19 protein-coding genes are annotated in these 22091 nt (G+C 53.7%); 7 read left to right on the forward strand and 12 right to left on the reverse strand.

Annotated elements, in window-relative coordinates:
* Positions 1-188: 188 nt before the first annotated feature.
* The 4 genes from OSC10802_RS43865 to OSC10802_RS0102720 all read right to left on the reverse strand — a co-directional run bounded on the left by OSC10802_RS43865 (position 189) and on the right by OSC10802_RS0102720 (position 3775).
* The gene (locus OSC10802_RS43865; RefSeq protein ID WP_082218232.1) at positions 189-1271 is read right to left on the reverse strand and encodes an OmpA family protein; all 1083 of its coding nucleotides are present in this window, start codon (positions 1269-1271) and stop codon (positions 189-191) included.
* A gap of 7 nt (positions 1272-1278) precedes the next feature.
* Entirely contained in the window at positions 1279-1848 is a 570-nt protein-coding gene (locus tag OSC10802_RS0102710; RefSeq protein ID WP_017715246.1) for a hypothetical protein, read from the reverse strand.
* Positions 1849-2205: 357 nt separating this feature from the next.
* Positions 2206-2724 (reverse strand): hypothetical protein, encoded by a 519-nt coding sequence (locus OSC10802_RS48675; RefSeq protein WP_155967341.1) that lies wholly within the window; start codon positions 2722-2724, stop codon positions 2206-2208.
* Positions 2725-2920: 196 nt separating this feature from the next.
* Entirely contained in the window at positions 2921-3775 is an 855-nt protein-coding gene (locus tag OSC10802_RS0102720; protein ID WP_026098109.1) for a hypothetical protein, read from the reverse strand.
* A gap of 908 nt (positions 3776-4683) precedes the next feature.
* Between OSC10802_RS0102720 and asnS the strand changes: the two genes are divergently transcribed.
* Positions 4684-6075: an asparagine--tRNA ligase gene (gene asnS, locus OSC10802_RS0102725; protein WP_017715250.1), complete on the forward strand. Its 1392-nt coding sequence runs from the start codon at positions 4684-4686 to the stop codon at positions 6073-6075.
* A 76-nt stretch (positions 6076-6151) separates the two neighbouring features.
* Here asnS and OSC10802_RS48680 read toward each other — a convergent pair whose 3' ends face one another.
* A complete protein-coding gene (locus tag OSC10802_RS48680; protein WP_232731604.1) occupies positions 6152-6415 on the reverse strand; it encodes a hypothetical protein in 264 nt (87 codons plus the stop codon).
* A gap of 134 nt (positions 6416-6549) precedes the next feature.
* On the opposite strand from OSC10802_RS48680, the gene OSC10802_RS0102730 reads away from it, so the two are divergent.
* Positions 6550-9252, forward strand: coding sequence for an AAA family ATPase (locus OSC10802_RS0102730; RefSeq protein WP_017715251.1), 2703 nt, complete (start codon positions 6550-6552; stop codon positions 9250-9252).
* Positions 9253-9912: 660 nt separating this feature from the next.
* Here OSC10802_RS0102730 and OSC10802_RS0102735 read toward each other — a convergent pair.
* Positions 9913-10413 carry a hypothetical protein gene (locus OSC10802_RS0102735; protein ID WP_017715252.1) on the reverse strand — a complete coding sequence of 167 codons (501 nt, stop codon included), beginning with the start codon at positions 10411-10413 and terminating at the stop codon, positions 9913-9915.
* 201 nt (positions 10414-10614) lie between these two features.
* Here OSC10802_RS0102735 and OSC10802_RS43870 point away from each other — a divergent pair, with 201 nt between their 5' ends.
* On the forward strand, positions 10615-11715 hold the full coding sequence (locus tag OSC10802_RS43870; protein ID WP_017715254.1) for an ATP-binding protein: 1101 nt from the start codon (positions 10615-10617) through the stop codon (positions 11713-11715).
* Positions 11712-14180, forward strand: coding sequence for an AAA family ATPase (locus OSC10802_RS0102750; protein WP_017715255.1), 2469 nt, complete (start codon positions 11712-11714; stop codon positions 14178-14180). Before OSC10802_RS43870 ends, OSC10802_RS0102750 begins: the two co-directional genes overlap by 4 nt.
* A 416-nt stretch (positions 14181-14596) precedes the next feature.
* Here the strand turns inward: OSC10802_RS0102750 and OSC10802_RS52535 are convergent, their stop codons facing one another.
* Positions 14597-14779 (reverse strand): hypothetical protein, encoded by a 183-nt coding sequence (locus tag OSC10802_RS52535; protein WP_017715257.1) that lies wholly within the window; start codon positions 14777-14779, stop codon positions 14597-14599.
* A 200-nt stretch (positions 14780-14979) separates the two neighbouring features.
* The gene (locus OSC10802_RS0102760; protein WP_017715258.1) at positions 14980-15180 is read right to left on the reverse strand and encodes a hypothetical protein; all 201 of its coding nucleotides are present in this window, start codon (positions 15178-15180) and stop codon (positions 14980-14982) included.
* Between the two features lie 225 nt (positions 15181-15405).
* On the opposite strand from OSC10802_RS0102760, the gene OSC10802_RS0102765 reads away from it, so the two are divergent.
* Positions 15406-15594 carry a hypothetical protein gene (locus tag OSC10802_RS0102765; protein WP_017715259.1) on the forward strand — a complete coding sequence of 63 codons (189 nt, stop codon included), beginning with the start codon at positions 15406-15408 and terminating at the stop codon, positions 15592-15594.
* Positions 15595-15638: 44 nt separating this feature from the next.
* Here OSC10802_RS0102765 and ctpC read toward each other — a convergent pair whose 3' ends face one another.
* Both ctpC and ispG read right to left on the reverse strand, forming a co-directional pair.
* On the reverse strand, positions 15639-16946 hold the full coding sequence (gene ctpC / locus OSC10802_RS0102770; RefSeq protein WP_026098110.1) for a carboxyl-terminal processing protease CtpC: 1308 nt from the start codon (positions 16944-16946) through the stop codon (positions 15639-15641).
* A 123-nt stretch (positions 16947-17069) separates the two neighbouring features.
* A complete protein-coding gene (ispG, locus tag OSC10802_RS0102775; RefSeq protein ID WP_017715261.1) occupies positions 17070-18290 on the reverse strand; it encodes a (E)-4-hydroxy-3-methylbut-2-enyl-diphosphate synthase in 1221 nt (406 codons plus the stop codon).
* Between the two features lie 230 nt (positions 18291-18520).
* On the opposite strand from ispG, the gene OSC10802_RS56300 reads away from it, so the two are divergent.
* Both OSC10802_RS56300 and OSC10802_RS0102785 read left to right on the forward strand, forming a co-directional pair.
* On the forward strand, positions 18521-20020 hold the full coding sequence (locus tag OSC10802_RS56300) for a macro domain-containing protein (protein WP_052334289.1): 1500 nt from the start codon (positions 18521-18523) through the stop codon (positions 20018-20020).
* A 171-nt stretch (positions 20021-20191) separates the two neighbouring features.
* A complete protein-coding gene (locus tag OSC10802_RS0102785; RefSeq protein WP_044169938.1) occupies positions 20192-20407 on the forward strand; it encodes a hypothetical protein in 216 nt (71 codons plus the stop codon).
* A 207-nt stretch (positions 20408-20614) separates the two neighbouring features.
* Here the strand turns inward: OSC10802_RS0102785 and OSC10802_RS0102790 are convergent, their stop codons facing one another.
* Positions 20615-20815, reverse strand: coding sequence for a hypothetical protein (locus tag OSC10802_RS0102790; protein WP_017715263.1), 201 nt, complete (start codon positions 20813-20815; stop codon positions 20615-20617).
* 282 nt (positions 20816-21097) lie between these two features.
* Complete coding sequence (locus OSC10802_RS38450; RefSeq protein ID WP_044169939.1) at positions 21098-22036, reverse strand: S1 RNA-binding domain-containing protein; 939 nt, start codon at positions 22034-22036, stop codon at positions 21098-21100.
* Positions 22037-22091 lie beyond the last annotated feature (55 nt).

A 22091-nucleotide genomic window follows, 5' to 3' on the forward strand; every position in this document is an offset into this window, starting at 1 on the left:
AGCAATAAACAGTCAGTTTAGGACACGCTCGATACGAAGTATAGACGTAGGGCAGGCGTCGCGCTGTAGGCGCTTGCGCCGTGCGCTCTTAGCGCATGCGCCGCTACGCTAACGCCTGCCCTCAATATATCTGGGACAGGCGAGACGCCTGTCCTACGTCCGTGCCCTAAGCGGTTCAAAAAAAACCCTCATATCCCAGCATTTTGCTGCGCGTACTTCAAATTCTTCTCATACTCCCCAACCTTTTTCTGCGCATTTTGGTAATTCGGGCTAGATGCCGGCACCTCCTTCATCAGCTGAATCGCTTCCTGCCACTTCTTGGCTACGTTTTTCCAATCCTCCGGAGTTTTGGCGCTTTGAACTAACAGTGCCGCATCTTGAGCCGATTTCACCGCTACCCCGAACGTATCCGCACCGGGCGAGATCACTTCCTTGCGGGTTTCAGTTTTGATAATGAACTCGACGCGGCGGTTCTTTTCCCTGCCGGCGGGATTGTCCGAACCGTCTGGATTCTCATTCCGATCGAGGGGTTTACTTTCGCCGAAACCTTGGGTTTGCATGCGAGTTGCCGGCTGCTTGAAAACATTGACCAAATAGTATTTCACCGCCGCCGCACGCTTCTTAGACAGGTCGATATTGTAGTCGTCATCCCCCTTGCTGTCGGTGTGCCCGTAGATGAAAACCTGCGCGTCTTTGTAATAGCTAAGCAGTTGATTAATCTTGGCGAGGGTTGGCTTGGCTTTAGCGCGAACGCTGTATTGGTCAAATTCAAATAAAATATTATCAGGCAGATTGAATTTGATGCCTTCGACTGTCCTTTCCGCTTTCAATTCCGTGACAATTTTCTCAACTTCTACCTTGGTTGGCTCCACCGGCACAGTCGCCGGCGCGGGAGTTGCCGGTGGTGGCTCCACCGGCACAGCCGCCGGCGCGGGAGTTGCCGGTGGGGGAGAACTTTCTACCGCAGTGGGAGCAACCGGCTGAGTCTCCACCTCTGTCTTCGTAGCCGGTTGCCCTTCAGACTTCAACTCAGTAGCAGGAGCCCCTTGACTTGTAGCCTCCAAGGTGGTAGTAGTATTGCCAGCCGGCGCTACCACCTCCAAAGTAGTAGTCGCCACCGGCTCAGCCTCCATGACAGTCGTCACCGGCACCGGCTCTGACTCCAGAGTTGTGACTTCAGGATATTGTTTGCCGGCACCCTGACAGGCTGAGGCAGCTAGCAGAAAAAATGAAGCCACAGTTAAATCGCGCCATCGCATTAGTTTTTTCATCTTGCTGCTACCGCCGAATGAAGATGTCTTCAAAACTCATATAAGGACGCTTTTCGCTCTTGTCGGAGTAAGAGTAACTCTTTGCATTAATGAATAAGGTCAGCTCAGTAGCTTCGGGTGATACCCTGCCAGTGAAAACAAACTGCCCCTTCATTGTAGTGCCAGGTTGAATTGCGATTGTGCGGTTATCCGGCGGAGCTGATAAATTATATTGGGGTCCCTCGTAACTGCCGCTGTGCTTGAGATACATATCATCTTTAGCATTTAGCTCGATAACCTGCCGGCTGCCATTAGTAACCTCCAGTGTCACGATAATGCTGTTGTCAGTAAAAGCAACTTTCCTCAGCAGCCCCCACACTTGATCACTATTGACTTGCAAGTTGTAAGTTTGCTCGGGTGGGAGTTGGTTTGTAGATGGCGGCTTCGCAGACGAGCTGGATTGAGTCTGAGCTGGCGCAGCGGTTTCGGTGTTGGGCGCTTGGTTGAAGAACTGACAGCCAGTATGCGCCAGCGACAGCAAAGCGATCAGTGGTATGATGCGACGGGTATTGGCCATGTTGATTTTTTTTTTCAACATCGTGATTGTACTAGCTTGCAAAAAATCTGTCAAGCCCCTGCAGCCCCTGCGCGCAACGTGCAGCTTGTACAGCTGTGGTGCCGGGGAGAGGGGGTTTTACCCCTCGCCACAGGTTCGTAGTTGGGCTTCAGCCCAAAGCTCGTAGTTGGGCTTCAGCCCAAAGCTCGTAGTTGGGCTTCAGCCCAAAAAGGTTCGTAGTTGGGCTTCAGCCCAAAAAGGTTCGTAGTTGGGCTTCAGCCCAAAAAGGTTCGTAGTTGGGCTTCAGCCCAAAAGTTCGTAGTTAGGCTTCAGCCCAAAAGTTCGTAGTTGGGCTTCAGCCCAAAAGTTCATAGTTAGGCTTCAGCCCAACCGCCGATATTACTCATTTTGCTTAGTCATCACCACATCCGCCCACCACAGAGTACAATTCGCAGGAGTGTTGCCAACCGGCGACAGCTTTCCTTCCACAATATTAGGAGAGCGCCGCACCCCCTGGAACCTCATTCTCGCACCCCCACAGCACGAGCCGGTGTACAAAACAGTCCAGTTTACTTTTCCTGCTTCAACAGTTCCAGATATTGAGGTGTCTGTGCAGGCGTTGCTGTTTGTCCCAACAAATTGGCCAGATAGCTGAGAACCTATTTGGTTAAAATAGGTCATAATTTCGTAATTTGCAGGACCTCCGACGGCTGGGTTGGTCAAACGTCTTACATTTATATCCAATTTCCAATATCCCTGAAGTGGCGGAGCATTTGCCTTACTAACCTCAACAGGTTCCTCTCCCGGAAGCATTCCCCGCACAACATCAACCGCACCGGCACTAACGATGGCGGATAAAAATACCGCCCCTAGAAGTGAAGGGAAAAACAGAATTCCTACCTTTCTCAATCTCACCATTTCCAAATTCCTGTCTTGTTGGGGACATTTACAGGCAACATCTCACTCCAAGCAAATCTACCTCCTGCCCTCTTCTTTCTCCCCCTCTCCCCTTGTGGGAGAGGGGGTTGGGGGGTGAGGGGATGACAACCGTGAGATGCACCTGATTCCCAACATAGGCTGGCTTTCCAGGGGCGGAAAAATTTTTGACCTGTTTTCAAGTTTTATTAACTTTGCTTGACTTTTCTTCCGGTTCGCGATATACTCCCCCAGCCTTTGAAGCCGGCACCGTCTTTCCATTCTTCCAGGCAAAACCGGCAACCTTGCGGCTAGCACGCACCCCAACCTTGCAGAATTCTGCGAACTCCCGGTTAAAATCAGTCAACTTCTTCCGCAGCTGCGGATCGCGCAGCGCCACAAATTGGCACACAAGGAGAGTCACTCCCAGCCAGGAAAACCCCAATTTGCTCCAAACCACCTTATTTTTGAGGTTGTTTACTTGAGTCTGTTTAAGTTCTGGATAAATCCCACCGGCATCTGCCTTCTCAATATTTTCCCTTAACAGCTCGGTTGCTTCTCTCCACTTCTTTACCGGCACTTCATAATAGGGTTCCAGACACAGAGAAAAACTGCCATCCACTTCCTCCCTGAGCGTTTCCGCAAATAACTCAAAAGCTGATTGAAAAGGATACTCCGTTTCAAACCCATCCGGCAACCAACGTCTAGCTATCTTGCTGAGAAGGGTGTAAACCCTAATGTGCAGCTCAGCCACATACTTATTGGCTTCCCTCACAAGCGCCCACTGATATTTGTAAAGAGTGACTCTCTGCTTCAGCAAATCGTGCCGGTGCTTGGAAATCTCTCCCCTCTCCAAAGCGTCGCCAATCGGATCGCCCTGACACAGGATAAACTCCGCTCTCCAGCCTTCCGCAAGCAGCAGGTGGTTTCTTCTATAGTTCTGCCATTCATTAATTTGTTCTTCTGTCAGGCACTTATCCAGTAAAGCCTTGCTGGGCAAACTGGCTATTAGTTCCGCAATCTGCTGCAATTCATCATCGCTGATTTCAGTCATGCTACCCTCTGCAGTAAAGCCATCATTCATGCTAGCTCACTGCCGGCTAACAGTCAAATGCCACCGGCTCCTCTCACTTGCCGGTTCCCAGAAACCCGGTTTCTCGCTCTTGGATAAACCCCCCTCTTCTCCCCCCTCTCCCCTTGTGGGCTATCCATTTCCCACATTTTTCTTAACATGAAATACATATTTATTTTAAAACCTTGGAACATTGATGGGCTATAGTTTTAAGCATCCTGGGGCTTAGGTTAGGACATTAGATCGAGAGGCTTGGCGTAAGCGCAGCGGCGCGTAAGCGCTACGCCGTACCTGCGCCTTTTTCCCTAGGTCACTGACGTCCTAACCAATATGACTGCTGCTATAATAGATGTAAGGGTGATGGGGAACCGGGAGTCCAGACAATTTGGCTTGGGCTGTGTAGACTCCACGATCTAGCAGTATGCACTTAGGTTAGTACATGGGCATCACGCATGCATGGCATCACGCAAAAGCTGTGAGTCTTTCCCATGCGCCATGACCGATGCGCCATGCCCCATAAGCCATGTCATTAATGTCTTAACCAATATGACTACTGCTATATTGCCTCTACTTGGCAGCGAACGGGACTCTGGCCACCCCAAAGAGGTGATGGACTTCCAAATGGGCTATACATAAATCTTCATTAAGAAAGATGTGGGTAATGGATAGCCGCTTGCGGGGAGGGGGAGTAAAAAATGGCAGTAGGGTGCGTTCCCAAGGGGAACGCACCCTACTGTGCTTGTCAGGAGTGCCGGTGCGGGGGAGGGGGCAATGGGAATAGGGGTGAGGGGTTTGTCCCCGAATGAGCTGCGCCCTACAGCGGCAGCGATCTCAGGATGCCAGCTGTGAGATATTACGATTGAGGTGATAGCACTAAACGATAAAACAACATGGCAACGCGACGGATTGCGGAAATTTTGCGAAATGGCCAGCCTGACGAGCCGGTGACGGTTCAGGGGTGGGTGCGCACGAAACGGGAATTGAAAGAGTTTGCCTTTGTGGAGCTCAATGACGGCTCATCGATGGCCAACCTGCAAGTGCTGCTGAATCCGGATTTGCCAGACTCGGAAGGGGTGCTCAAGCTGCTGAACACCGGCACATCGGTGGAAGTTGCCGGTGTGCTGGTGGAGTCGCCGGCAAAAGGACAGCGGATTGAGCTGAAGGCGTCGGAGGTCAAGGTTTACGGGGAAGCAGATCCCGAGACGTACCCGCTGCAGAAGAAGCGCCACTCGTTTGAGTTCCTGCGGACAATTGGCCACTTGCGATCGCGCACCAACACCTTTGGCGCAGTGTTCCGCGTTCGCAACGCCTGCGCTTGGGCGATCCACAAGTTTTTCCAAGAGCGGGGTTTCATGTGGATTCACACGCCGGTGATCACCGCCAGCGACTGCGAAGGTGCCGGTGAGATGTTTGCAGTGACAAGTTTGGATTTGAAGGACGTCCCCCGCACAGACAAACAAGCCGTCGATTACAGCAAAGACTTTTTCGGGAAACCGGCATTCCTCACCGTCAGCGGACAGCTGGAAGCTGAGGTGATGGCGATGGCATTTGGCAATGTTTACACATTTGGCCCCACTTTCCGGGCGGAGAATTCCAACACATCCCGGCACTTAGCAGAGTTTTGGATGGTGGAGCCAGAAATGGCATTCTGCGACTTGCAAGGGGATATGGATTTGGCGGAAGCCTTTTTGAAGTATATCTTCAAACATGTGCTGGAAACCTGCCCGGAAGATATGGAATTTTTCAACCAGCGGATTGACAAGTCCGTGCTGGCGACAGCTGACAATATTATTAACAGCCAGTTCGAGCGGGTGACCTATACAGAGGCAATCCGGCTGCTAGAAAAGGCAGACAAGACGTTTGAGTATCCCGTGAGCTGGGGGCTGGATTTGCAGTCGGAACACGAGCGCTACCTGGCGGAAGACCTGTTCAAAAAGCCGACAATCGTCACAGATTATCCGGTGGGGATTAAGGCGTTCTACATGCGCCTGAACGAGGACGAGAAGACTGTGGCGGCGATGGATATTCTCGCTCCCAAGATTGGCGAGATTGTTGGGGGTTCGCAGCGGGAAGAGCGGCTCGATGTGCTGGAGCGGCGGATTAAGGCGCAGGGGCTTGACATTGAGAATTATTGGTGGTATATGGATTTGCGCCGGTACGGTACAGTGCCGCATGCCGGTTTTGGGTTGGGGTTTGAGCGGCTGGTGCAATTTATGACCGGCATGGCGAATATTCGGGATGTGATTCCGTTCCCGCGCGCGCCGCTGACGGTGGATTTTTGAGGGAATGTAACCCCCTCACTCTCGTTCCCAGGCTCCGCCTGGGAACGCATATCTAGAGGCTCTGCCTCTTATTATTTTAGCACAGGCGAGACGCCTGTGCTACGTCCGTTTTTTTCTCGGCGCACCGGCGAGACGCCTGTGCTACGTCCGTTTTTTTCTCGGCGCACCGGCAGCGACGCCGGTGCGACGTCTGTTTGGGCGTTTCCAAGCGGGGGGTGGGAGCGAGGGGAGGTCGCGCAAGAGGCCGGTGCGGCGTCCCTTTTTTCTTGTTCCCATCTGCAACAAAGGAAGAAGAAAAATCACCTTTTAGGAAGAAGACAGCGGTCACGCTTTTATTCAATCCCGTCTGGATGGGACTTCGGTAAGCTTTCCTGAGGGGGAAATCAGGCGGCTGGTGCGCGAAAGAGCCGGTCAAGACCGGTGACGGGTGCTGCTGTACTATACAACGTATGCCGGTTACTTAGAAAAACTGCAATGAGCGAAAACCAGAATCCCGTCCCCCGCTTAGACTTGGCTCCCAAGCTAAAGCGCCGCCTCTTCTTGTGGAATCCGCTGGATTACCTGCGGGTGCTGTACTGGGTGTTTTTCTTCCCCCAGGCTTTGCGGTGGTATGTGGACACTTTCGGGGAGGGGTATATCCCCGAAAAGGAAATGAATTTGCGCAAGGGATGGGAGTTGCTGCGACAGAATCGCATTGAGCGTAACTTGCTCCTGCAAGGGTTGATTTTGACAGTGGTGACACCCCTCGCTGCCGGTGCATTTCTCGAGCAGATAGGCGTTCCTGTGGATTGGAGGGGCGTGGCGCTGGGCGTCGGGTTGGGCGTGGGGTTGGGCATGGCGTCGGGCGTGGCGCTGGGCGTGGCGCTGGGCGTGGCGTCGGGCGTGGCGCTGGGCGTGGCCTCGGGGTTGGCCTCGGGGGTGGCGTCGGGGTTGGCCTCGGGGCTGACGCTGGATGTGATGCTGGACCTGATGTCGGGCGTGGCATTCGGCGTGGCGTGGGGCGTGGGGTTGGGCGTGGCGCTGGGCGTGATGTCCGGGGTGGCGTCGGGCGTGACGTCGGGCGTGGCGTGGGATGCGCTCTCGGACGCGATAAAAGAGGTGATGTCCGGCGTGGGGTTGGGGGTGGCGCTGGGCGTGGTGTCGGGCGTGGTGTCGGGCGTCGGGTTGGGCGTTGGGTTGGGCGTGGCGCTGAGCGTGGCGCTGTGCGTGGCGTCGAGCGTGGCGCTGGGCGTGGCGATCCTCCGTGTGGAGAATTGGCTGTTTTCTGTGTTGCTCACCCCACTGAAATTGTGGAATAAGCGCTTTCAGCTGTCTCGCGTCACTCCAGTTCCCCTTCCCTTTGTTTCGCGCCGGCTGGCAAATTGGCTGCGGCAGGACTGGGAGGCCGGTTTGCACAATGTCAACCAAGTTTTAGCCTACACGCTTCAGTTTATCCCGGCTGTTAAGGCTGTGAATAAGGTGCTGGCGGAGACACCGGCGGAGCAGCTGATTTTTCGCGTCGCCCAGATAGCTGAAAACCCCTATGATTGGCAGTTGGTGCGTTTTGCCTCAGGGTATAAGCGCCCAATCATCGGATTAAAGAAGAGAGAACTTCGCCCCGACACCCCAGCCCGCGCTGCAGCCGCCGGCTTCTGGTATCTGCACGCCAAGAATGCCCGGAAAGCCGCCGAAGCTTTTGCTGAAGTTAGCTCTCTGTTATATGGGGAGGAAATGCTCGCCATCGCTCAAACCCTGGAAGCTTTTGACACGGCTAGTGAGCTAGCCGATATTGCTGCGGTGCGAGTGCCGGCTTTTCCCAAAGACGCCTCTCTCCGCCCAGCGACTTGGAAAGCGCTCGCCGGTTTGCGGCGAGTGGTGGAAGATATGCAAAATTTTGAGAGAGGTGTGTCTCCCTCTAACCGTTCGTTCGCTCTCAACCGAGCCTTAGGAGAGCTGACCGGCATCCTTGACAAAACCGGCACTCTCCCACAAGCTGAGCGAGATTTGATAGCATTCATTGCTAAAAATTGGCAAGAATCCCTGCTGGAGGTTGCTGCTGAGGTGGGGGCTGTTTCCATCGGCGAGCCGGTGCGCAATCCTTATGTTGTTGGCGACCCCGTTGAGGGGCAACTGCTGTTCGGGCGGGACGACATAATGAGAAAGCTAGAGGAATTGTGGGGTGCCGGCAATCAGCTGCAATCTGTACTGATATTCGGACACCGGCGCACCGGCAAAACCTCTATCCTGCGCAGCGCCGGCAACTCTCTGGGTTCAGGGATAACAGTCGCTTATGTCAACTTGCTGACGGTTGCTAATACCTCTCAGGGAGTCTCCGACGTACTGATGGCGATTTGTGATGCCATTTCCAGTCAGGCACACTGCACGCTGCCAGACGAGACAAAATTGCTGACCTTTCCCTACCATACCTTTGAGCGCTACTTGAAACAAGTCGAGGCAAATCTGGAGGGGGGCTTAATTATCGCCCTAGACGAATTCGAGGAAATCGAAACCCTGATAGAGGCGGGAAAACTCCCTCCCAGCTTTATGGTGTTTTTGCGGGGGATGATGCAAGTCAGTCCCAAGATAGCGTTTGCATTTGCCGGCTCGCACACCTTGGAGGAGATGAAAGCGGATTACTTCCAGCCGTTTTTCTCCAGTGTCATCCCGATTCGGATTGGCTTCCTGACTCCAGCAATTATCCGCCAAATCCTGGGGAACCCAGATCGTAACTTCCCCCTCGACTACACGCCTGAAGCGCTCGACCGGATTTATGCGCTGACTTCTGGACAGCCGTATCTGGTTCAGCTGATTGGATTTCAGATGGTTCGCTGGTACAATGACGTGGTTTTTGAAATGGGACGCTTGCGCGAGCCGGTGTTTAGTGTCGATGATGTGGAAATGGAGATGGACGATCAAATTTTCAGGCGGGGGCGGTATTACTTCACCGGCATTTGGGAGGAAGCGGCGCGGGGTGCTGCCGGTCAGCAGGCAATTTTGCGCGCTCTCGCACCCCACGCGGAAGGGCTAACGCTTCGAGAGATTGCTGAAGCTGCCGATGTGGGAAGTGAGCGCGCAACTGCAGCTCTCGATACTTTGGAGCGACATGACGTTGTTGCAAAAATCGACAGCCGGTGGCGGATTGTTGTGGAATTGTTTCGCCGGTGGGTTTTGAAAATAGAAGCCGGTGGGCAACAATAAACAGAATATAGCGCGTCCTATACCTTCGCGGAAATTTCAGAAACCCGGTTTCGTAGGGGCGGGAAAGAGTGCCATTGGTGTCAACTTAAGCTGTGTCCCGTAGTCTCTAGGCGGTTGTAGACGCCCTTGGCGGCTTCCCGCAGGGTAACCGCAGCTATACAGACAAAACCCGCAAGGCAAGGGTTTTAAGATTCTAGCTCTTCTCTTAAGTCCTTGTCATGCGGACTTGGTTGTAGTGCCGCGATTTCCAAGAGACTGTTGGCGAATTGATAGGGGGCTCAAACCCCACCCCCAACCCCTCCCCGTTAACGGGGAGGGGAGCTTTCTGGGAACCCTTGTTCTCCCCTTTCTCGTCTTTCCTCGAAAAAAAACCCGCACATTTTGAGAGTCTCGCTATACTCTTAGCCCGCGAAGGCGGGCTTTGTTTGTATAGCCGCGATTTCCAATCGCCAGGTTCCTGGCCAACTAGCCAGAGGTCTAACCCCTCACCGATTCGCCAACAGCTTCTTTCCAATCGCCGGGAGCTTAAGTTGACACCAGTGGCCACCCACGGAGACCGCCCTCTTCCGGGTTTCTGGACTCAAGCGCGGTTGCGCAAATCATTTAGAACTGGGAACGAGAGAAAACGAGGGAAATTGAGCGCTCGCCCCCTCGCGTGCGTCAACTCCACTGACGCACCAGTACCATTTTCCCGTCACGAATAACTGCAATGCACTCCTGATTTAAGCTTTGCTGCAAATCTTCCGCGTGAGCGAGAATTTTGGGCCAATATTTCTCTAAGCCTTCTGCGTCACACCAAGAAATCACTAGCCAGTTTATCTCTTCTTCAATTCCTTTGACGGGACTGGTGTAAGTTCCTAAGATCAGCCAGACGCTAGCTGCAGTAAACCACTGCGTCATGCAGTCAATTGTTCGCATAACGTGAAACTGGCTGTCGGGCACAATCAGCGCAACATAGTGGGGAAGCTCCTCGAACTGTTTGCCAGCAGGAAAGCTGGGCGGTATGGGCGGGATGTTTGCTTGCAAGCTGGCAAGAAGCCGCGTGCCCACTTCGGTTTTGCTGTACGGGAACGGCTTGGCTTGCGGTTGCGGTTCGCTTGGCTGAAATGCGGGGAAAGATGTCATAATTAGGTTATCTCCCTTAATGCGAGCAATCTTCATAGGGCCAACTGCCCCTTATCAACCACCTTAGGCTTTGGAGCGGGGAATGAGCGGAAAAAACCTTCCTTTTTCCGGAATAAAAAACCGGAAAAATTTTTCCGGTTTTTTTCCGGTTCGGAGACTTGACGGCTCTCTCTAGCTGTGGTAAGCTCAAACAAAGAGGAGCTAAGGGTGAGAGGAGTTTGGGAGGGTGGCGAGACTATGAGTGCCTGGGAAGACTTTATAATGCGGGTATGCCGGCGGTATGGGCTGAGTCGGAAAGAGGGGGCCATTCTCCTCGCCAAGTTTCCTGACGAGAACAATGTAATAAGCAATCCTCAGGTTGCAGCAAGCTCCACGGAAAATAACGGGCTTCCCAGGAATACGGGAACGATTGACAAGCACCTGTGGAAGATATACGAAAAGCTCAGCCACCCAAAAAAGCAGGACTGCGAAGCGTTTCCGAATCACAGCCAAAGAAGGGGACAAGCCAGAGATCCTGAACTTCTGGCTTGGCTGAAACAGAAGTATTTGGAGGAGATGAAACCGCAGAGTTCTCAGCCTCCATTTCGCAGCGCAAGCGTTATTGACGGGGGAAGCCGCGCCATTCCAGAGAATCCGTTTATTCCCCTCACCGGCATAGTGGACGAGCCGCAATGGTTCTTCAACCGGCACCGCGAAATCCGGAACGTATTCGAGACGCTAAACACCGGCAGCAGTGTGGCGCTTATAGGAGAAGAGGGAATCGGCAAGTCCTCTCTGCTGTGGGAGATTTGCCGGCTGGCGGAAAGTCGCCTCCTGTCGTCGCGCCAGCCGGTTTACCTAGACCTCAATCCAGTCTGGGACGAAAATGGGTTCTACAGCGCTTTATGCGAAAAGGTTGGCATCCCCGAAAGTAAGGGAAACGATCTGAACCGGCACTTGAATTCGCATAGAGTGCTGCTGGCTATAGACAATGTGGGCAAGATCGTCAAGGAGGGTTTTACCTGGCACATACGCGATTGGCTGCGGGGTATCGCCGAAGGAGGTGACGCTCCTCTGAAGCTGATTATAGCTGCCGGTGAGTCTCTCGACACCCTGTTTAACGACAGTCAGAATGATGGCAAGACATCCCCTCTTGCCGGTATTTGCCTACAGGAGAAAATCAAACCTTGGGATGAAGCCACTATCCGCGCTTTTATTCAATCCCGTCTGGATGGGACTTCGGTAAACTTTACTGAGGAGGAAATCAGCCGGCTGGTGCGGGAAAGTGCCGGTCATCCCCGGCGACTGGTGCGGCTGTGCTATCAAACTTATGCCGGTTACATGGAGAAACTGCAATGAGGGAAAACCACAATCCCGTTCCCCGATTAGACTTAGCTCCCAAGCTAAACCGCCCCCTCTCCTTGTGGAATCCGCTGGATTACCTGCGGTTGCTGTACTGGGTGTTTTTCTTTCCCCAAGCTTTGCGGTGGTATGTGGATACCTTCGGGGGAGGGTATATTCCTGAAGAGGAAATGAATTGGCGAAAGGCATGGGAGTTGCTGCGACAGAATCCCATCGAGCATAAATTGCTGCTGCAAGGGGTGGTTGTGGCAGTTGTGACACCCCTAGCTGTCAGTGCAGTTCTTCAGCAGATAGGCGTTTCCATTGATTGGTTCGGCGTGGCGTTGGGCGTGGTGTTCGGCGTGGTGTTCGGCGTGGCGTCGGGCGTGGCGTCGGGCGTGGCGTCGGGCGTGGCGTCGGGCGTGGCGTCGGGCGTGGCGTGGGGCGTGGCGTCGGGCGTGGCGTGGGGCGTAGCGTTCGGCGTGGGGATACTCCGTCCTGATCATTGGCTGTTCTATCTGTTGCTCACCCCACTGAAGTCTTGGAATAGGCGTTTTCAGCTTTCTCGTTTTACCCCACTTCCCCTTCCCTTTCTTTCCGCTCAGCTCAAAAATTGCTTGCGGCGGGATTGGGAGACGGGTTTATATAACGCCAACCAACTTTTAGCCTACACCCTTCAGTTTATCCCCGCTGTTCAGGCTGTAAATCAGGTGCTTGCGGAGACCCCGGCAGAGCAAGTCATTTTTCGTGTCTCCCAGCTAGCTGAAGCCCCCTATGATTGGCAGCTGGTGCGTTTTGCATCAGCTTCTCTGAAGGCAAAAATTAAGTCACGGGCTATAGAAAGTTTTTTGTTGTTCTTCTCTTTTTTCTGGGAGCGACAGCTGCGGGTAACACAGACTCGCCCCGACACCCCAGCCCGCGCTGCAGCCGCCGGCTTCTGGTATCTACATAAAAAAGAACCCCAGAAAGCCGCAGAAGCTTTTGCGGTAGTGCGCTCTCTCTTATATGGGGAGGAAATGCTCACCCTCGCTCAAACCCTGGCAGCTTTTCACGCTGCTAAAGAACCCGCCGCTATTGCTTCCCTGCAAATGCCGGCTTTTCCCAAAGAACCCCTGTTCCGCCCAACGACCTGGCAAGCCATAGCGAGTCTGCGGCGAGTGGTGGAAGATATGCAAGCGGTTGAGAACAGTGTGTCTCTCTCCACTCGTTCCTTCGCTCTCAACCGAGCCTTAGGAGAGCTGACAAAAATCCTCGACCGTGCCGATATTATACCACAAGCCGAGCGAGATTTGATCGCAGACATCGCTAAAAATTGGCAAGAATCCCTGCTGCGGGTAGCTGGTGAGGTGGGGGAAATTTCCATCACCCAGCCGGTGCGCAATCCCTATGTTGTCGGCGACCCAGTTCAGGGTAAACTGTTTGTCGGGCGGGAAGACATCCTCAGAGAGCTAGAACAGTTGTGGGTGTTGAGCAATCAGCTGCAATCTGTAGTCCTCTTCGGGCACCGGCGCATGGGCAAAACTTCCATCCTGCGCAACACCGGCAACTGTCTGGGGTCAGGGGTAAAAGTCGCTTATGTCAACCTGCTGACTGTTGCCAATGCCTCACAGGGAGTCGCCGAGGTGCTGATGGCCATTTGTGATGCTATTTCCAGTCAGGTACACCGCACACCCCCAGACGAGACAAAGTGGCTGCACTTTCCCAACCGCACCTTTGAAAACTACCTGAAACAAGTCGAGGAAAATCTAGATGGCGGGTTAATTATCGCCTTAGACGAATTCGAGAAAATCGAGGAACTGATAGAGGCGGGAAAAATCCCTCCCGACTTTATGGGGTTTCTGCGGGGGATGGTGCAAATGAGTCCCAAGATAGCTTTTGCATTCGCCGGCTTGCACACGCTGGAAGAGATGACAGAAGATTACTTCCAGCCCTTTTTCGCCAGCGTCATCCCTATCAAAGTTGGCTTGCTGACTCCAGCGACTGCACGCCAAATCCTAGCTAACCCAGATGATGACTTCCCCCTCGACTACACGCCAGAAGCGCTCGACCGGATTTATGCCCTGACTTCTGGACAGCCCTATCTCGTTCAGCTGATCGGATTTCAGCTGGTTCGCCGGTACAATGAGCTGGTTTTCGACATGAGACGCCCCCGCGAGCCGGTGTTTAGTATAGATGATGTGGAAGCCGCGATCAATGATGAATTATTCACCCGGGGAGGGTATTACTTCACCGGCGTCTGGGGTCAAGCGGCGCAGGGCGCAGCCTATCAGCAGGCTATCTTGCGGGTTCTCGCCCCCCACCCGGAAGGGCTAACCCTCGACACGATTGCTGGGGCTGCCGGTGTGGGAGCAGCGGAGGCAACTGCAGCCCTCGACACCTTGATGCGACATGATGTTGTGGCGGAAACCGGCAGCCGGTGGCGCATCGTTGTGGAACTGTTTCGCCGGTGGGTTTTGCAAATGCAAGCCGGTGGGCAAAAATAAATGGAATTCTCTCGCTGCTAGCTAGGTCCCTGGCGATTGAAATCGCGGCTATACAGACGAAGCCCGCCTACGCGGGCTTTTTTTGAACAATTCTCTGGTTTCTAGCTAAGTTTATGCTGGCGGCGGGGGTCCCCATTAATTCGCCAACAAACTCTGTCCAATCGCCGGTAAATTCTATATTACAGAGACAGTCTTGCTCTTCTCTTAGTCCGCGTTGGGCGAAGCCCTTCCCGAAGGGTAGGCGGACTTTGTTTGTATAGCCGCGAATTCCATTCGCCGGGGAACTTAATACTTGCTTCACCGGCATCCGCAATAGCCTCTGTCTCTTCTATTGACTTAGCCAGTAAGTTCATTGTAGCAGAAGTTGCCTCAGGTTGGGATTCCGCAACCTGCCACAGGAGCCGGGAAAGGCGCGTCTAGTAGGAAACTGCCCGTTTCTTGAGGTTCTCCAATTCCTCAATTTCGACAATCTTTTCCTCCGTCTCGCCAAACTGTTCCAGGATGGTGAACCCAACTGCAGTGGCGTCATTGCCGAGTTGCAGGAGTCGCCGGTGTAAGTTGAAAACAGTGGTTGTGATGTCTTCGGGTAAGTTGGCCATCCGTTTTATTTCCCCTAAGAAAAGCCTCATCTATTCTCCCATGAAACTTAACCGCCGGTGCGAATAGCGGCTCTGTCAAAGGGCAAATAGACTTCTCAGTTGGCTGAACGTTAGGCCCAGAAACCCGGTTTCTTAAAGAAACCGGGTTTCTCAGTACCTCAAATTGCGCTCGCCAATCATATCCTTTTAGAATATCGCTCCTATTCCCCGACCTGCTGTGACTCACGCCTGTACTTGCCCTCCAGACGCTGCCGGCGCTGCCGGCGAAGTTCAGCTTCTGCCATCGCAATCAGTTCATCTAGTGCCAACCCAAAAAGATCGAGCTGCCGGTTGCTTTCGCGCAACCGCTCAACATTTCGCCTTCTCGTCTCTGCGTCAGGGATTTGTGGTAGCTGAGTCATGGTAGGTTCCAACTCCTTTTAATCTCTCGAACCACCGGCAGCCGAAGCGGGCGGCTTGCCCCAGAGCAATGGTCTGTGGTAATAAGTTTAGCATATCAGCAGGAGCTGCCGGTTGAATTTATAAGATTTTTAGCGAAAGCGTATGCAAATTATAGGAAGAATTATTGTTCTGCTTTTTGGCTTTACAATTTACCCAGAACCCAAAATCCCTAACCGCCGCCCCACATGGAAACAGCACAAAGTTGGTATATTGTCAAGCGTCCGGAGGGTTTCTGCGACATCCTCCCCGGCGAACAAGCCGAAAACAAAGAAGCCCCCAACATCACAGAGAAGTGGGGGCCTTATGCCTCTGCAGACGAAGCGATCGCCCGTCGCGTGGGGCTGATTCGTGCAGGCAAATGCAAGCCTCAGTAAAGCAGGAATCCTCCCGACGCCGGACCTCTCGGACAGATGTCCTTTTACTTCTTACTTTTCACCTGCTTGCCGGCGGGGGATTCAGCGCGTCTTCCTTGCTTTTGAGCAATCTCCTGTCGCAGCACTTCCATCGCTTTAGCATATTGCGGGTCTTCTGGCGAGCCGATCTTCTCGCGATCGCCCCTCAAAGCATCCCGCTGCTGCTCCGACAGCTCAATCACCACATCAGGGTCAATGCCGTGCTTGTTAATATCGCGCCCGCTAGGGGTGAGGTACTTGGCAATCGTCACCGCCATCCCCGAACCGTCGCCCAAACCCCGCACCGACTGCACCAAACCTTTGCCAAATGTCTTCACGCCCACCAAAGTGGCCCGCTTGTTGTCCTGCAGCGCCCCAGAGAGAATCTCGCTAGCGCTCGCCGAACCGCCATCCACCAGCACCACCAGGGGTTTATCCGTCAGAGCCCCCCGGTTGGCATCCTCGCGCCTGGTTTCTCCCCGGCGCTCCACCGTTGACACAATTGGGCCATCTTGCAGCCACATGCGAGCAATTTCAATACTGGCTTGCAGCAATCCACCGGGGTTGGAGCGCAGATCCAGAATATACCCTGTTACCTTCTGCTTTTCCAAATCCTTAATCGCGTCCCGCATTTCCTTCGAGGCGTTGGCGCTGAACTGAACCAGGCGAATATAGCCCACGCCGCCGCTCGGAGTTTTGCGATAGGAGTAGCGCACCGGATGGATCTCAATCCGGTCGCGTTTCAGGCGAAACTCTAATTGTTCCTTCTCCCGCAGGATGGTGAGCGTCACCGAGCTGCCGACCGGCCCACGGATCAGGTTCACCGCCTGGTTGACATCCATGCCTTCGGTGCTCTTGTCGTTGATCTTGAGAATAATGTCCTTAGCCGCCACACCGGCGCGGAATGCCGGCGTGTCCTCGATCGGGGCAATCACCACCAGCTTTTTGGTTTTCTCATCTTGGGCCAGCTGAATCCCCACGCCGGTGAGTTCCCCAGAGGTGTCAATCTGCATGTTCCGGAACTCTTGCGGGTCCATGAACCGGGTGTAGGGATCTTTCAGCTTCTCCAGCATTTCGCGGATCGCCTTGTAAGCTTCCGGCTTGCTGGTGTACGACCGGCTCAGATACTCCTTGCGAACCGCGTCCCAGTCCACCTGATTGAAGGTGCCATCCACATAATTGCGGTCAATAATCTGCCACACCTCGTCAATCAGTTCCTTAGGGCTATCCTGAAAGAACGCCTGACCCTTATGAATATTGGCTCCTGCTATAGCGACAGCGCTAACCGTCATCACTGTCGCACCCACAACGAGGCCACGTTTTGTTATTTCCATAGGTTTGCTGAGCCGGAAAGGAAACATTGCAAAGGCATTTCGCCCACTCTAGCACAAGCGATGGGAGGAAGTGTTCCGTAGAATTTCTGCCCTCCCACCGAGAATTGGGTTTTCCGAGAACACTTAAGGATCGACCCAACGGCCATCCGCCTTGATTAAGCTAATTAACTCCCCCACACCCTGCGATTCGGGGACTTTTTTGATTTCTTCGCGCCCGCGATATAAAGAAATGTAACCGGGCTGCCTGCCCACATAGCCGTAGTCAGCATCCGCCATTTCTCCCGGGCCATTGACAATGCACCCCATTACTGCTATATCCAGGCCGGTGAGGTGTTTGGTTGCTTCCCGCACCTTGTGCAGCACTTCCTCTAAATTAAACAGCGTGCGGCCACAAGAGGGACAAGCCACATACTCCACCATCGTCTTCCGCAGCCCCAAAGCTTGCAGAATACTGTAGCAGACGGGAATTTCTTTTTCTGGCGCTTCGGTGAGAGAGACGCGGATGGTGTCGCCAATCCCCTCCGCAAGCAGAGTGCCGATGCCGGCAGTTGACTTAATCCGCCCGTACTCCCCGTCACCTGCTTCCGTAACCCCCAAGTGCAGCGGGTAGTCCATGCCAAGCTGATCCATCCGCTGCGCCAGCAGCCGGTACGCCGCCAGCATCACCGGCACTCGGGACGCCTTCAGGGAAATCACCAAATTGCGAAAATCCAGCGATTCGCAGATGCGAATAAATTCTAGTGCTGATTCTACCATACCTTCGGGCGTGTCGCCGTAGGTAAACACCATCCGCTCCGCCAGGGAACCGTGGTTGACCCCAATCCGCATTGCCTTCCCTTGATCGCGCAAGGAAATCACCAGGGGTTCCAGGGTTTCGCGGATTTTTTCCCCAATTTCGTCAAATTCTGCTTGAGTGTATTCAGTTCTGCTCGCTTTCGGCTTTTCAAACACATACAGCCCCGGATTAATCCGCACCTTATCAACGTGCTTAGCCACTTCCAGGGCAATTTTCATGCCGTTGTGGTGGACATCAGCAACCAGGGGCACCCGCTTGTAAGTTTGAATCAGCTTCTGCTTGATTTCCGCCAGGGCGACAGCGTGAGCTATGCTGGGCACCGTGACGCGGACAATCTCGCAGCCGATTTCGTGCAGGCGACGGATACCGGCTACCGATCCGTCTATATCGAGGGTGTCTTCGTTAATCATCGACTGCACCACCACGGGGTAGCCGCCCCCGATGGTGATATCGCCCACCTTTACAGGGCGGGTTTTGCGCCGGTGGATGGTGGTGTCTGTGTTGAGGTTGCTGTAGGAGGTGGTGGTTGGGTTGGGCAGAGTTTGCATCGTCGGTTGGTAGGTTGTTCCTCTCTGCTTTTCAGAGTGCCACAGATGGTGCGCCTTTGGGCGATCTCGGTGCCGGTGCCTCGTGCCGGTGGCTTTGGCGTAAGCCCAGCAATCGCCCCTCCCCCTGCATGCCGGCAGCCCCAGACAGTTAAGTTGCCTCACTCTCCTGTGCCATAATGGGTATCAAACAACGATTCTGTCAGTTAAATCCCCTGCGTTGCGTAAATCTGATGCTAGGCAAAATACTCGGTGGGCGCTACCATATCGCCAGCCACTTGGGAGGGGGCGGCTTCGGCACCACCTTCGTCGCTGAGGACAGGCATTTACCCGGAACCCCCCGCTGCGTCGTCAAACAGCTCAAGCCGGCAACGGCTGGCAGCCCACTTTTATGGGAAACCGCTCGGCGTTTGTTCAACCGGGAAGCCGAAGTTTTGTACAAGTTAGGAAATCACGAGCAAATCCCCCGACTTTTCGCTCATTTTGAAGAAGAGCAAGAATTCTATCTCGTTCAGGAATACATTCAAGGACACGAACTGCGCCAGGAACTGCGTGCCGGTGAAAAGTTAAGCGAAGCTCAGGTGATTGCAATTTTGCAGGAAATTTTAGAAATCCTAGCCTTTGTCCACCGGCAGAATGTCATCCACCGCGATATCAAGCCGTCTAATATCCTGCGGCGCTGGCGTGATAACAAGCTGGTTTTGATTGACTTTGGCGCGGTCAAGCAAATCAGCACTCAAGCGCTCAGCTCCTCAGGTCAGACAAGCTTATCGATTGCCATCGGCTCACCCGGCTATATGCCCAACGAACAGTTAGCCGGAAAGCCGCGCTTCAGCAGTGACATTTTTGCCGTGGGAATGATTGGCATCCAAGCCCTCACAGGCGTAAATCCCAAGGATTTACCAGAAGATCCGATAACCTGTGAGATCGTCTGGCGCGATTTGGTACAGGTAAGCTCTGAGTTAGCAGATGTTGTAGACAAAATGGTGCGCTATGACTTCCGCCAGCGCTACCAATCTGCGGTAGAGGTGCTGGAAGCTCTCAATTCTGTATCCTCAATTCCCTTTACTCCCAGCACCGCCATCCCTGTAACGCCTGAAAATCCCAATCTTAGCTCAGCCACAACTGTACCGAATATTGCCGGCGAACTCAGTTCTGAAGAGAAAGCGGACTCCCCTCAGCGCCCCCAAAGTTCTGTGAGGAATCGAATTGCGATTGTTGAAGGCAATATTACTCTACAGCAGGTCGATGCTATCGTCAACCCTACTGATCGATTATTTTCGGGCGGTGGTGGGACAGATCGCGCCATTCACCGTGCGGCTGGTCCTGGGCTTCGAGAGGAATGCAGCCGGCTAAGCGGCTGCGTCACGGGTGAAGCCAAAATTACCGGTGGCTATAACCTCCCCGCACGGTGGGTTATTCATACCGTGGGTCCCATCTGGCATGGGGGCAATTCTGGAGAGGAGGAGAAGTTGACTCAATGCTATCGAAACTGCCTGGCATTGGCAGAACAATACTCTATACGGACAATTGCTTTTCCAAGCATCAGCACCGGAGCCTATGGTTTTCCAATAGATAGAGCGGCTAGAATCGCTGTTCCCGAAGTCAAGCTTTTTCTGGGGAAAAATACGTCTGTTGAAAAGGTAATCTTCGTTTGCTTCGGGCAAAGGGCTGACATCGGGCGAATGGCTTACAATTGTTATGTGACTGCTGTCAAGGAAATTCTGGAATAGAGCGGGTGAGTGGGGTGCGTTCCGCTGCCAACGCATCCCACTTCTGCGGAGTGTTCAGGGGCGCGGAACGCACCGTACATCTTGCGCCCCATCCGCTCCCACCGGCTGCCGGTGGCAAAGAAAGCGCAATCTATTATAATAGAATAATAACAGCACTTCTAACAGATGAACATGGCAGAAAGAACTTCCACCTTACAGAAAGCCCTGGAAGTAGTAGAAGCCCTATCGCCAGATGAGCAGGCTCTCCTTGTCGATATTATTCACAAGCGCCTGCAACAGCAGCGCCGGCAGCAACTATTACAGGAAGTCGCAGAAGCCGAGCGCGATTGCGTTCAGGGGAATGTGCGTAGCGGTTCAGTTTCAAACCTCTTAGCGGATTTAGTATAGCCGGTCAATTTTTTTCTATCCCTTTTCCTCTTTCTTCTTCCTTCTTGGCGTCCTTGGCGTCTACCCTACGGGAAGCCGCTGGCGCGTCTATGGCGGTTGATTATTAAACCCCATATCAATTCGCGAACAGAACAGTAGCGTGCGTTCCGCCCTGAACCCATCTCACCCCCACAGAGGATTTGGGGGCGCGGAACGCAGCCCACATCTCTATTCCTGGTCGGGGAAAACCCACTTCGGGGGTGCCGTGAGTTTCTTTCTCAGCGCTTCCTGAGCAATCTCGATCATTTGATCTAGCGAAGTGTCGCTGATGAACTTTGACGCCTCCGCTGCGTACCCCTGGTTCGGGCATTTGTCACCCAAAACGCAGCCGTTGACGCAATCGATAGCGCAGTTTATCTTATTTTCCACTGTTCCCTCCTCTGTCTATTTTCAGAACCGGCATCAGGCGTATTTTTCAGGAGCGCCGGCAAAAAAGCCGCTTCCCTGAATCTGACTTATTAAAATATTATTAATATACGCCAGAAACCGGAACTTGTCAACGGTCAGGGTTTCCGGGCAATTACTTTATGATAATGCCGGCTGTCCCACTCACACCGGCAGGCGGGGAGAGGGAGCCGGTGGTGCCGGTGGCGCTGCCAGATGGCCCGGAAATGGGATTCGCCTGCGGGACAGCCGGCAGCGCCTTGAGTTTTACTCTGCTGCAGCGGGAGACTCAGATGCAGCGGGAGGATCGGAGTCCTTTTTGCTCCCCTTGTGAGCGCGCGCCTCGGCATCAGCCATCACGTCAGCCATCTTCTCGAGCATTTCCCCCGGGGAATTTTCCAGCACCCGGGTAGACAGGGCAATGCGATTTTTCCACTCATCCACCTCAGTGATGACGGCTTTAATCGACTGACCCACCTTAAACGTATCGGGGAGAGAGGAGATGTAGGTTTGGCTAATTTGCTTGATGTGCAGCAAAGCGGTGACGCCATCCAAATCCACAAACAGCCCAAACGGCTTGATACTGACAATATCGCCCTCCACCAGCTGGCCAACCTTTAACTGGCTGACGCGATTCGCTCGAGCCAGCAAGCGCTGGGACAGCACCAGTTTGTTCTGTTCGGGATTGACCTCCAGAAAGTTGGCGCTCAGGCGCTGACCGACGAGCCCGTCTAAATTGTCGCGCTCGATCAGGTGCGAGCGGGGGATAAATCCCCGCAACCCCTCGACATCCACAGTGACGCCGCCCTTATTGACTCCCGTCACCCGCACCTGCACAGTTTGGCCACTGTCCTGCGCTTGGGCCAGCTCGTCCCAGACCCGCTTAGATTCCAGCTGGCGGACAGAAAGCGTCACCTGACCTTCTGCATCCTGCTCGCGGACAATCAGGAAGTCCCGCTCTTCCTGCAACGGCAGCACTTCCGACAAATTGGTGACCCGTCTCAAGGAAGCCTCTGCGATAGGGAGAAACGCCGGTGACTTGCCACCGATGTCAACATAAGCGCCATCCTTGGTGTGTTGAAACACCTTGCCGCGCACGACCTGTCCCTTTTGAAACTCGTAGTTGTGCGCTTCGAGGGCTTTGGCAAAATCGTCCATCGAAAAGGACGCCTTTGCCCCTTGAGAACGAATCGATTGTGGGTTCATAACAGTTTAAAACAACAAAACAGAGATTGCGCTTGGATGCTGGCCCTTTCGCTTG

Source organism: Kamptonema formosum PCC 10802, assembly GCF_000332335.1.
GTDB lineage: Bacteria > Cyanobacteriota > Cyanobacteriia > Cyanobacteriales > Oscillatoriaceae > Oscillatoria.